At 54.8% G+C, this 12,264-nt stretch carries 10 protein-coding genes; 2 read left to right on the top strand and 8 right to left on the bottom strand.

Annotated features, from left to right (window positions below):
• The 6 genes from accD to NST96_RS07820 form a co-directional block, all read right to left on the bottom strand.
• A complete protein-coding gene (gene accD / locus NST96_RS07845; RefSeq protein WP_003388003.1) occupies positions 1-909 on the bottom strand; it encodes an acetyl-CoA carboxylase, carboxyltransferase subunit beta in 909 nt (302 codons plus the stop codon).
• Between the two features lie 21 nt (positions 910-930).
• Complete coding sequence (locus NST96_RS07840; RefSeq protein ID WP_024983172.1) at positions 931-1,113, bottom strand: hypothetical protein; 183 nt, start codon at positions 1,111-1,113, stop codon at positions 931-933.
• A gap of 85 nt (positions 1,114-1,198) precedes the next feature.
• Positions 1,199-1,870, bottom strand: coding sequence for a FadR/GntR family transcriptional regulator (locus NST96_RS07835; RefSeq protein ID WP_003388006.1), 672 nt, complete (start codon positions 1,868-1,870; stop codon positions 1,199-1,201).
• A 91-nt stretch (positions 1,871-1,961) separates the two neighbouring features.
• On the bottom strand, positions 1,962-3,206 hold the full coding sequence (locus NST96_RS07830; protein WP_003388007.1) for a malic enzyme-like NAD(P)-binding protein: 1,245 nt from the start codon (positions 3,204-3,206) through the stop codon (positions 1,962-1,964).
• A gap of 156 nt (positions 3,207-3,362) precedes the next feature.
• Entirely contained in the window at positions 3,363-6,791 is a 3,429-nt protein-coding gene (locus tag NST96_RS07825; protein ID WP_031932233.1) for a DNA polymerase III subunit alpha, read from the bottom strand.
• Between the two features lie 255 nt (positions 6,792-7,046).
• Positions 7,047-7,139 carry a putative holin-like toxin gene (locus NST96_RS07820; RefSeq protein WP_221175480.1) on the bottom strand — a complete coding sequence of 31 codons (93 nt, stop codon included), beginning with the start codon at positions 7,137-7,139 and terminating at the stop codon, positions 7,047-7,049.
• Between the two features lie 181 nt (positions 7,140-7,320).
• On the opposite strand from NST96_RS07820, the gene NST96_RS07815 reads away from it, so the two are divergent.
• Positions 7,321-7,632, top strand: coding sequence for a YtpI family protein (locus NST96_RS07815; RefSeq protein WP_342406535.1), 312 nt, complete (start codon positions 7,321-7,323; stop codon positions 7,630-7,632).
• Between the two features lie 443 nt (positions 7,633-8,075).
• Here NST96_RS07815 and NST96_RS07810 read toward each other — a convergent pair whose 3' ends face one another.
• Both NST96_RS07810 and NST96_RS07805 read right to left on the bottom strand, forming a co-directional pair.
• Entirely contained in the window at positions 8,076-9,386 is a 1,311-nt protein-coding gene (locus tag NST96_RS07810; protein ID WP_003388010.1) for a DRTGG domain-containing protein, read from the bottom strand.
• Between the two features lie 207 nt (positions 9,387-9,593).
• A complete protein-coding gene (locus NST96_RS07805) occupies positions 9,594-10,751 on the bottom strand; it encodes a DUF445 family protein (protein ID WP_003388011.1) in 1,158 nt (385 codons plus the stop codon).
• Between the two features lie 93 nt (positions 10,752-10,844).
• Between NST96_RS07805 and NST96_RS07800 the strand changes: the two genes are divergently transcribed.
• Positions 10,845-12,260 carry a YheC/YheD family protein gene (locus NST96_RS07800; RefSeq protein ID WP_122958642.1) on the top strand — a complete coding sequence of 472 codons (1,416 nt, stop codon included), beginning with the start codon at positions 10,845-10,847 and terminating at the stop codon, positions 12,258-12,260.
• The last annotated feature ends 4 nt before the right edge of the window (positions 12,261-12,264 follow it).

Here is a 12,264-nt window from a genome sequence, read left to right as displayed (position 1 = left end):
TTATACTCCCTCCCGAATCGTGTGCATCTCAACGAGCTTGGATAGCGTCGAGCGCATGTCCTTGCGATGCACAACCATATCGAGTTGCCCGTGATTCAGCAAGAACTCGGCTGTTTGAAAGTCTTTTGGCAGCTCCTGACGGATTGTCTGCTCAATTACGCGTCTGCCGGCAAAGCCAATCATCGCTCCAGGCTCGGCAATATTGTAATCGCCAAGGGAAGCAAAGCTGGCAGAGACACCCCCGTAAGTAGGGTTGGTCAGGACAGACACGAACAACTGGCGTTCCCGGTCCAGCTTTGCCAATGCCGCGCTTGTTTTCGCCATCTGCATCAGACTGAGCACGCCTTCCTGCATCCGCGCACCGCCTGAAGCCGAAAAAAGGATAAAGGGGAGCTTGCGCTCTGCAGCCTGTTCGATCGCCCTCGTAATTTTTTCACCGACGACCGAGCCCATGCTGGCCATGCGAAAACGCGAATCCATTACGCCGATAATGACGCGCTGCCCATCCAGAAGCCCTTCGCCTGTCATGATCGCCTCTTTCAGATTCGTCGCTTCCATATCCTTTTCCACTTTTTCCAGGTAGCCTGGGAAGCCAAGCGGGTTGGCTGTCACCAAATCCGTGTCGAATTCTTCGGTCAGCACGCCGTCGTCAAGCAATGCCGCAATGCGCTCCGGCGCCGACATCGAAAAATGGAACTGGCATCCCTTGCAAACGCGGAGATTCTTCTCCAGGTCCTTGGAGTAGTGAATCGTTCCGCAATGCGGACACTTATTCATCAGTCCCTCGGGAACTTCCTTGCCTTTTGTGACGGCTTCGACAGCGCCGTCAGCCTGGGGAGTTCCACGCGATATTGTTTCCGAGGGGACTGTAGCAAATTTGCGCTTTTTACCAAAGAGATCCTTAAGCACAGTTACACCTCACCTTTCCCTTCAGTGAAGGATCGTGCCGAGTACTTCCTGGACTTCGTGTACCTCGCTCCCGGGGACGAGAATCTCGTACTGTTTGGAGACCTTCGCCTCGCGAACCTTTACCAGGAATCCTTCATCTGTCAATCGTTGCTGTATCCGTTCCGCGATTTTTTCGCTGGGAGCGATATAGATGACCGTCCACATGGTGGCTTCCTCCTTGATCGTCCAATACAGGTCTGCATCATCATATCACAGCCCCAGCAACTGCCGCAAATCGGGCCGGGAGAAGTCAGAGCTTGGAGTTTTCCAGATGCTTTCTCATCCGTTCTACAGCCTGCTCCTCGTCTCCTGCTCGTATCGCTTCCATGATCTGACGATGCTCGTTTACTGCTGATCTGGCCCGTCCTTCACGGGAGAGCGATTCACTGCGGACAGAATCGCTGTATTCCACAAGCGGCGCCCAAATCCGGTGGAGGATGGAATTGCGGCTGGAGCGGCAGATAACGCGGTGGAACTGGTAATCCTCTTCAGTCGGAATTTCTCCCTGTTCGATCCGCTCCTCTGCCGCAGCGAGGATCCGCTCCATTTCTTCAAAGTGCTTCGCGGTAGCCCGGCGGCAAGCCATCCGAACCGCATCCAGCTCCAGGACCTGGCGCATCTCAATCAAATCTTTTTTCGTTTTGTAATCCCGGAGGATAAAAAAGCCGAGAATATCAATCAGGCGGTTGTGACGGTAATGCTTTAAAAAGGTGCCTTCTCCCCTGCGGGTTTCGATCAGGCCAAGCAGTTCCAATGCCCGCAGCGCTTCGCGTACAGACGAACGGCCGGCACCCAGCTGCTCGGACAGCTCCCGCTCGGAGGGCAGCTTGTCACCAGGACGCAAATTTTTTTCTTGAACGATCTGATGGATTTGCAGGAGAATGCCTTCGTATACCTTTCTCTCCTGTAGCGAATCAAGCATCCTTTCGCTCCTCCTCCCCGATTGCCTTCGGTGAAGCACCCTCCAAGGATCGCTTTGTCCCGGAGGGTGTTAGTCACATGACGTCCGCAATTTACGCTTTTTGATAGGAAATGGCTGTCAGCGCCGCCGTTTTTTGGCGGATCGCCTCCGGATCGACGGAAAGGCGAGCTACGCCTGTCTCCATCGCCGCTTTTGCCACGGCCGCAGCTACCTGTGGAGCCACGCGCGGGTCAAACGGAGCCGGAATTACCTTGTCCGCAGACAGCTCTTCGGCCGAGATGAGGTCGGCGATGGCGTAAACGGCTGCCAGCTTCATCTCTTCGTTGATTGCTGTTGCGCGCGTATCGAGCGCGCCGCGGAAAATGCCCGGGAATGCGAGTACGTTGTTTACCTGGTTCGGGAAGTCGGAACGGCCCGTACCGACGACAGCCGCCCCAGCCGCTTTCGCCTCTTCCGGCATGATCTCGGGAGTCGGGTTTGCCATCGCGAAGATGATCGCGTCGCGGTTCATCGATTTCACCATTTCCGGCGTGACAGCGCCGGCTACCGAAACGCCGATGAATACGTCAGCGCCCTTCATCGCATCAGCCAGATTTCCTTCCAGCTTTTGGCGGTTGGTGATCTTCGCCATTTCTTCCTTGATCGGGTTCATGCCGAACGTACGGCCTTCGTACACGATGCCTTTGGTGTCGCACATGATGACTTCCTTCACGCCCATGGACAACAGAAGCTTGATGATGGCGATCCCCGCTGCCCCGGCCCCGTTGGCTACGACACGGATTTCTTCCAGCTTTTTGCCGACAACGCGCAGGGCATTGATCAGACCGGCAGCAGTAACGATTGCCGTACCGTGCTGGTCATCGTGGAAGATCGGGATATTGGTCTCGCGCTTCAGGCGCTCTTCTACCTCGAAGCAGGCAGGCGCCGCGATGTCTTCCAGGTTTACCCCGCCAAAGGTCGGCTCCAGCATTTTTACAGTTTCGACGATTTTGTCCACGTCGGTTGTATTCAGGCAGATCGGGAACGCGTCAACGCCTGCGAACGACTTGAACAGGACCGCCTTGCCCTCCATAACCGGCATAGCGGCCTCAGGTCCGATATTGCCCAGTCCGAGTACGGCTGTACCGTCGCTGACAACGGCTACGAGGTTTCCCTTCATGGTGTACTCGTATACTTTCGCCGGGTCGTCGAAAATCTCCTTGCAAGGCTCGGCAACACCTGGGGAATATGCCAGGCTCAGATCGTGCGCATTGCGCACCGGCACCTTGGTTACAGCCTCCAGTTTCCCCTGATGTTTTCTGTGAAGTTCCAGTGCTTCCTCTCGTAAATTGGACACAAGTACCACTCCATTCTTCATTTGTATGTATGTTTGGGCTATCTATACTGAACCTGCGCTTAGTGGTCAGACCACTTTTTTAAATTATGTTCTCATTATAGCAAAACCGTTTCTCCTGTAAACCTCTCGAAATCGGCAAAAAAGGGAGGACTTTGGTCATCCTCCCCCGTTTACGGGCAATTCTTTTTGAATTACGCTGTCACGTCCCACAATTTCTCGCGCTTGCTCCAAAAATGACTCGTCCACCTCTACCCGAATGGCATCCGGAAGGCGAATTGTCCGTCTTTTCCCCTCGTAGTACAGAACGACGGGAATCGTACCTCTTTTTTCGACAAAAAGGCGCTGCAGGCTGTGAAGCGTCGAATCATGCTCCTGCTCTGCCGATATTTTGACAAACAACACGGGTTCCATGGATGGCTTGGGCAGCGAGGCGGCATCCCAAAAGCGGTTGGCAATCAGCTTCACGATGTCGTCCTGATGATCGATCCGCGCCTCTGCTACGACGACCTGCTCTTTTTTCAACAGCTCCGCGTATTTGGCATACACCTTTGGAAAGACAACGGTCTCCACCTGGGCTGTCTTGTCCTCTAGCATGAGAAACGCCATCGGCTCCCCTTTTTTGGTCTGGATGCGCTTTTCCTCCGTAATCATGCCGACGATCTTGACGGTCTGCTCCCGGGAACATTCGGACAGAGCCGATACGGCGTGCACCTCTGGCCGGTTGAAGAGATGCGAATACTGATCCAGCGGATGGCCGGACAGATAGACGCCGAGCAGATCGCGCTCCTCCTTCAGCTGCTGGCTGCTGGAAAAAGGCGGCACCTCCGGATATTCCGACGGCTGACGGAGGGAATCCGCTTCGCTGTCTCCGGCAAACAGGTTGAGCTGGTCGGCATCCCGTTCGCTTCGCTTGCTTGTCGCCTTGCCCATCGCCTCGTCCAGGAGCACCATCAACTGGCTCCGGTGTCCCGGCAGCGAGTCCAGCGCGCCGCAAAGGATCAATGATTCGACGACCCTCCTGTTGACCAGTCGTCCGTCCACCCGGGCACAGAAGTCAAACAAGTCGCGGTACGGCCGTTTTGCCCGCTCCCGCACAATCGATTCAATCGCTCCGTAGCCGACGTTCTTGACGGCTGCAAGGCCAAAGCGGATGGCATCGCGGCTAACCGTAAAGTAAGCCTCGCTTTCATTTACATCAGGCGGCAATACCTGCAAATGCAGGCGGCGCGCCTCCTCCGTGTACTCCGCAATTCTCGTCTGGCTGCCGATGGACAGCGAAAGGAGGGCAGCCATGAACGCGAGCGGATAGTTGGCCTTGAGATAGGCCATGTGATAGGCAATCATCGCATAGGCGACGGAATGGGCTTTATTGAATCCGTAATCGGCAAAACGGACGATCAAATCGTAAATCTCGTGGCCAAGCTTCTCCCCGTAGCCTTGGCGGATACAGCCGGCGACGAACTTTTCCCGCTGCTCGTTTAACAGCTCCCGCTTTTTCTTGCCCACGGCGCGCCGCAGTATATCCGCTTCGCCCAGACTAAAGCCAGCCAGTCGGGAGGAAATCTGCATGATCTGCTCCTGGTAGATCATGAAGCCATGCGTTTCCCTCAGAATCGGCTCCAGATCGGGATGAGCATACTGAACGGAGCTCTCTTTGTGTTTGGCCCGGATGTACTGCGGGATAATCTCCATCGGCCCCGGACGGTACAGTGCCAGTACGGCGATGATGTCATCGAGTCCGGTCGGCTTCAGGTCCCGCAAAACATTGCGAAAGCCGGTCGACTCCAACTGAAAGACACCGGTCGTCTCTCCGCGGCTGAGCATCTGGAATGTCTTCGGATCGTCCGGCGGAATGTTCTCCAGGTCCACGTCTACGCCAGCCTGGCGCAAATGCCGAAGCGCTTCCTGAATAATGGTAAGGTTGCGCAGGCCGAGAAAATCCATTTTCAACAGCCCGATTTCCTCCAAATCCTCCATCGGAAACTGTGTCAGGGCCAAGCCTTCACTGCCTGTCTGCAGCGGGACATACGCAGTCAACGGTTCAGGGGCAATAACCACTCCCGCCGCATGCGTGGAGGCGTGACGCGGCAGCCCCTCTACTCCCTTGGCCGTCTCGATCAACTGGCGTGCCTGGATATTTTCCGCACACAGCTTGCCGAGGTCCGGATTGAGCTGGAACGCTTTGTCGATCGTCATTCCCGGCGACTGCGGGATCATTTTCGCCACGCGGTCTACCAGTGCCAGCGACATGCCCAGCGCCCTGCCTGTGTCGCGGACCGCTGCACGGGCGGCCATCGTTCCAAAGGTAATGATCTGGGCAACGCGGTCACGTCCGTATTTGTCCGCTACATAGTGGATCACTTCATCCCGCCGCTCCACGGAAAAATCGATGTCGATATCAGGCATCGTGACCCGCTCGGGATTGAGAAACCGCTCAAACAAGAGGTTGAACGCAATCGGGTCGACATTCGTGATCTTGAGGGCGTAGGCGACCAGACTGCCCGCCGCCGATCCCCTTCCCGGTCCCGTCGCGATTCCTGCTTCATGAGCAAAACGCATGAAGTCCCACACGATCAGAAAGTAGTCCGTAAAGCCTGTGCGGGTAATGATGGACAGCTCATGATCGAGCCGTTCGCGGATTTCATCCGTCATCGTCCCGTAACGCTCGATGCAGCCCCGCTCGCACAGCTCGCGCAAATATGCTGTCGGATCCTGTCCTTCCTCCAGCGGATATTTCGGCAGGATGTGCTGTCCAAACGACAATTCCCATTGGCAGCGCTCCGCAATCTCTACCGTATTGGCCAGTGCACCAGGCACATGGGCAAACAGCTTGGCCATCTCCTCGCCGCTTTTCAGATAGTACTGGTCCGTCTCGTAGCGGAAACGGTTTTCTTCATCGACCGTTTTTCCCTGTCCGATCGCCAGCAAAATATCATGCTCGCGGTGCTGCTTTTGGTAGACGTAATGGACGTTGTTCGTGACCACGAGCGGCAGTCCCAGCTCATGACCGAGTCTGAGCAGGCGCTGATTGAGGCGGCGCTCGATCTCCAGCCCGTGATCCTGCAGCTCCAGATAAAAATGCTGCGGGCCGTATACATCCCGGTACCACAAAGCTGCCCGTTTGGCCTCCTCCGCATCGCCAGACAGCAGAGCTCTGGCCACCTCTCCTTCCCTGCAGCCGCTAAGAGCGATCAAGCCTTGCCTATGCTTCGCCAGCGCCTCTTTATTCAAACGGGGCAAAATAAAATGACCATCCGTGCCTGCGATTGTGGCCAGCTTTAAAAGATTGGCGTACCCTTCCTGATTTTCTGCCAGCAAGACCAGATGGCTGGGCGGCGGCGCACTCCGGACCCGATCCTGAAGGTTTCCTTCTATTACATAGACCTCCATCCCGATGATCGGCTTGATCCCCGCTTCTTTACAGGCCTTGTAAAAGGGGACAGCCGCATACAAATTGGCATGGTCCGTCACAGCCAACGCTTTCATTCCCAGCTCTGCGGCTCGCTGCACCAGCTTCTCCACTCGTGCCGCCCCGTCGAGCAAACTGTATTCCGTATGCACATGCAAATGCACAAAGGGGGTCATCTCGATTCTCCCTTTCCTGCTTTCCCGTCTTCTTTTTCTTTCTCTCTTCATTATAACGAAGTGGTTCCCGATAAAAAACGCTTCGGTCAAAGACCCCGCATCCGCGCGGCCTGCCTTTACAATCACGCGTGCGGAAGGTATAGTGAAAGAAAAGGACCGAAGCGTTGCCGCGCTCCGGTCAAGTACAATCGGTGCCCGCAGAGGAGCGGCCCGCCGGAAAGAGGTAGCTCGCCGAAAAGATCCGTCAGGTGCGAGCTACTTCTTTTTGTTGCTCAGATCATGGGTGACGAGTAGAACGACCAGGGAACCGAAAGACAGCATAAGACTGATGGCTTCGAATACAGTCATGGCATCACCCCCCTTCCTTCCAAAGTGGGGATGAGCTCGCTGCCCCTGGCAAGCTGTCCGGATTGTACAAGAAAATTATACCACAAAGTATAACCAGAACAAACATTCCCATACCCGATTTGACCTGTTTTGCAAACTTTAGTAGGATTATCCTAGATTCCAGGAGAGGATGAATCCATTTATGTGGTTTGCTACCTATATGACGGGCGTGATCGCATCGTTGGTGGCCAGCGTCTATTACAGCGTGACAGCCCGTCAGCGAGGCATTCACCCGCTCGTCTCCAGAATGATGCTCGGCAAAATGAATATATCGCTCGGGGTATTGGTCACCTTGTTCGGGTTGAACCAATTTTCCTTTGATGAGCTGGACCAGATTCGGATCTTTGTCGCTTTGCTGCTCCTGTTCGTCGGAGTGATCAACCTGGTCCTGGGCACACGCAACTATCTCCGCTATCGGGCTGCCTGGCAGGCGGAAGTGAAGAAAAGCTCCTGACCATGGTGGAGCTGTAAGCTTTGGGGCTTGCGCGCCTTATCCTTTTAAAACGGGAAGCTTTTCCTTTATTCCCATCCGTTTTTTCTGGCTAAACGTTTTTTTCTTGCGCTATAATGGGCGTGTGTGACATTCTATGCTTCAGACAACCGGAGAGCTGTGCCGACGGTTGTCCTTTTTATTTTCTTGGAAACGATTTCCACTCTCGTTCGTAATACATAGCAAAACGAAACTGTTATGCAGGGGGGCTTGGACTGTATGCGCAAGCAATCACCGAATCATTTACTGCTCTACCTGGGGTATGGACTGATCGGTTTCTTCGGCTTTCTGGTACTCGTTGGCATCATCAACTTCCTCCTCAGCAGCGCCAGATAAATATTTGCGAGAAAAAAGGAAGGCGAGCATGTAGGCTCCCTTCCTTTTTGTTTCATCTATTCGGTTCGATCCTACCGGTCAATAATCTGTGCAGTCACCATCGCCTGCCCTACCATTTGCTCTCCTTGATAGACGGACACTTCGACTTTCCCGAAGCGCCGGCTGATGTCGAGCAGACGCGGACGGACGTGAATCCGGCTCTCCATCTGAACCGGCTTCAAGAAGTAGACGGTGATGTTTTCCGGCACCATATCCCCTTTTCGGTGGATGCGCAGCAGGTTGCAGCCGACCTCAGCGATCACGGTCGTCATGATGCCGCTGGCGATTGTCCCCAGATGGTTGGTCATTTGAGGCGTAACCTCTCCCGTATAGACGATATCCTCACCCTGCCGCTCTTCGCGGAAATGGGACATGATCAAATTGGGGAAGGTCTCGCTCATCTGCGGCTGCTTGGCCGTGTACTGGAGCGCTTTCAACACGTCGTTGCGGCTCAGCACCCCGACCAGCTTGCGGTAATTGTCCACCACCGGCAACAGCTCGATTCCTTCCCACACCATCGTATGGGCGGAAGACGCAACAGAGACTCGCGGCGAAGTGGTAATCGGATTTTTCGTCATCACCTTGTCGATAGAGGCCGTTTGATCGTGGCCGATGATGTCCTTGGACGTCACGATTCCGATCAAGCGCATCTGCTCGTCCACGACCGGAAAACGCGTATCGTGGTACAGCTCCGTATACTGATGCCACTTGGCTACCGGATCGGTAGGCAGCAATACCGGCGTCTCTGCCAACGGCTTCAAAATATCTTCGACCATTACGATCTCTTTTTTGATCAGCCTGTCGTAAATGGCCCGGTTAATCATGGCGGCGACTGTAAATGTGTCGTAGCTCGACGAGATGATCGGCAGCGCCAGGCGGTCCGCCAGCTGCTTTACCTCTTCACTTGTATCGAAGCCGCCGGTAATCAAGACAGCAGCCCCTTGCTGCAGCGCGATTTTATGTGCTTGATAGCGGTTGCCGACCAAAAGAAGGCTGCCCGCATCGATATAGCGCATCATCGCTTCCAGCTGCATGGCGCCGATGACGAATTTGTTCAGCGTCTTGTGCAGTCCTTCCCGGCCCCCGAGTACGTGGCCATCGACGATGTTGACGACTTCGGCAAACGTCAGCCGCTCAATGTTTTCCTTTTGCTTTTTCTCGATCCGGACCGTCCCGACACGCTCAATCGTGCTTACATATCCTTGTGTCTCCGCTTCCTTGATGGCACGGTAAGCCGTTCCCTCGCTGACATCCAGATCTTTGGCGATTTGGCGCACCGAAATTTTTGACCCGATCGGTAACTTGTCTATATATTGAAGGATTTGTTCATGTTTGGTTGCCATCTGTTTCGTGCCCCCCTCCCCTTTCTCCATACACGCAATCTCCTTGGAACAATATACCCGATGAGCGGGCAAAAAAAAAGGGTAGCTTTTCGGCTACTCCGGCAGAAAGTATATCATTAAGGGGGTTTTCATCGTGTCTTTATCTTACCCCTGGAATATTACAGGATGATTACAAGCCGTTTACAGTTTCGTTTCAATGTGACAAAACTACCCAAACAAAAGGGATAACAGGCCCTGCACAAGCCCGATCATGCCTCCGAGGATGAATCCGAGTACCGTAATCATGCGAAATTCCCGTCCCGAAATGCCGACAACCATCTCTTCAATCCTCTCGATCGGGAAACCTTCCACCTGCCGTGTTACGATCTCGCGGATCGGAAGCCTGTCAAACAGCTTTTCCACGTTTTTCTCAAGCGTCTCTACCAGCCAGCCGGATACCTTGGGGATCAGCACTGTAGTGACTGTCCCGCGGAGCGGGGCCAACAACTCAGACAGAGGCTTGTCTGCCCAGCGGAGCACTTGCTCCTCCAATTTGTAGAAGGCTGCATCCGACCATGACTGGATTTGCTCGCTCCCGATCCAATTCTCCACATCTCCGACTGTCTTGTCCAGCAGCTTGTCGGCTTCTACGCGCAGGACCTCATATATTTTCCGGGCCAGGGCCGGATTGGTCAAAAGCTCGTCCAGCGCAGGCAGAAGCTTTCCGATGATCTTTTCATCTCCGAGGAACATATTGACCAGACCGCCGAACATCCCCCCGCCACCGCCGACGAGTCCGCGAATCATCTGCTGCAGCGTTTGCAGGCCCTCCGGGGAATGCAGATAGGCGCGTGACTTTTCCAGAAAGAGGCGGCTCACTTCCTCCAAAGCCGTTTCCAGCTTGGCCATCCCCGCTTCGGGAATCATCTGGCGCAGCGGTTTTTCCCGATATTCGGCAAGCCGGGATTGAAGCCACTTCTCCCAGGCCTGTTTTACCGGCAGGCGAATATGCTCGCTGATACGCCCATTTTCATCGATTGCTTGCGGATACAAAGTCTGTGTCCACTGGTGTAGGGTGCGGCTGTCCTCCATCCATCCCCGGGCCGCTTTCTCCAGCCACAAGCTCAGATTTTGCTCCATTTCTGCTTGGGCGAGAGCCCTTTTCACACCCTCCTTGGTCAACAGATGCTCTTGGACCAATCGTCCCATCTGAACCGCGATCTCATCCCGTCTGCGCGGGATCAGCCCAGGCGTAAAAGGCACTTGCCACCTGCCGATTCGCCATGGGCGATGGGGGCGAAACAGCATGCGAATAGCCAGTTCATTCGTAATGCCGCCGATGGCGGAGCCCACGATTACGTTTATTGCCAGCATCCAAACGTTCATCTACATTAACAACCTCTCTTTTCCGCATGGAACCAAAGTAAGTGCCTGCTCATAAAATAGACCAACTTCATGCCTGATGGGAAGGGGATTGCCATGTCGTATGTTCCAGTCATTTTGCAATCGTACGAACCCAAAACAGACACCGACCTGTACCTGCCCCAGGCGCACATGCGCAAATGGAATCTCACACCGTCTTCGGTCACCGTTCAATTTGGCAGCAAAACTGCCAGGGCCAAAGTGAGCGGCCTGCAGCAAGCCCGAAATTCCCTGATCCGTCCGTCTCTTGCCCAGATGCTTCATCTGCCCAAGGGAGTTCCCCTGCTGGTACGTTATCAAGCGAGCCAGCAGCGTCTTGTTTTTGGACCCTATCTGGGCATACTCGTATCCGCGTACAATCCCCAGTACTCTTTATCCCCTTTTGGCGGACTCACCCCGTTCTTCAATGAGGTGGCCGACAGTTGCCGCAAACGCGGGGGAATCGTTTGCATCTTCCGGATGCAAGACGTCAATTGGAATACCGGGATTGTAAGGGGTATGGTACGGCAAAATGGGCAATGGAGGCAAGTGATTCTGCCGCTTCCGCAGTGCATCTACAACCGCGTGGTATCTCGCCGGCGAGAGCGCAGCGAAGCGATGAGCGACTGGATGCAGCGGTGCAAGGAAGCAAATATCCCGTTTTTTAATGAACAGTTTCTGAATAAGTGGCACGTGCATACCGCTCTGGAAAACGAGCCGGGTGCTTCCGAGCATCTGCCCCGCACCATCCTCTATCAAAGCAAACAAGACTTGGAAAGCATGCTCCAGTCCCACAAGACGGTATATGCCAAACCGGTAAACGGAAGCATGGGGCGGGGAATTGTACGCATTCGCCGTACAGGTGGCGGCTATCAGCTAAGCCGCTCCGGCGGCGGCTCCAGACAGTTTGGAAGCATCAGCGACCTGCACCGTCATCTGTATCAGCAAACCAAAGGCAAGAAATATTTGCTTCAGCAAGGGCTTTCCCTCATCGGCATCCAGCAGCGTCCAACCGATTTTCGAGTGCTGGTGCAAAAGGACCGGCAGGGTGCTTGGGGAATCACTTCGATGGTCGCCAGGCTGGGACAGAACCGGGTCGTATCCAACGTATCCCGCGGCGGCTCCATGGCTGCACCCGCCTATGCTCTTCGGATATGCGGTCCCTGGATGACAAGTGCGCGCCCGACCGTCCAAACGTTGCGCAGCGTTGCACTCAAGCTGTCACAGCTGCTGGAACAATCGCTCAGTGGCCATTACGCGGAGCTTGGGATCGATCTGGGAGTAGATGTCCGCGGACACGTCTGGCTGCTCGAAGTGAACAGCAAGCCTTCCAAGACGACAAACTCCCTCCCGATGCAAGGCGGAGAAGACGGAACGTCCAGACGGGTGCGACCATCCGTATTGCGGATGCTTGACTACTCCTCCTACCTGAGCGGCTTCCCGCGGTCAGGGAAAAGCAAATCAGAAGCACGCAAGAAATCAAGACGAGGGTGACCTT

Origin of the sequence: Brevibacillus sp. FSL K6-2834 (assembly GCF_038592925.1) — a bacterium.
GTDB lineage: Bacteria > Bacillota > Bacilli > Brevibacillales > Brevibacillaceae > Brevibacillus > Brevibacillus borstelensis.
Note: the sequence above shows the minus strand (reverse complement) of the source record. Positions and strands in the feature narration are given on the sequence as shown.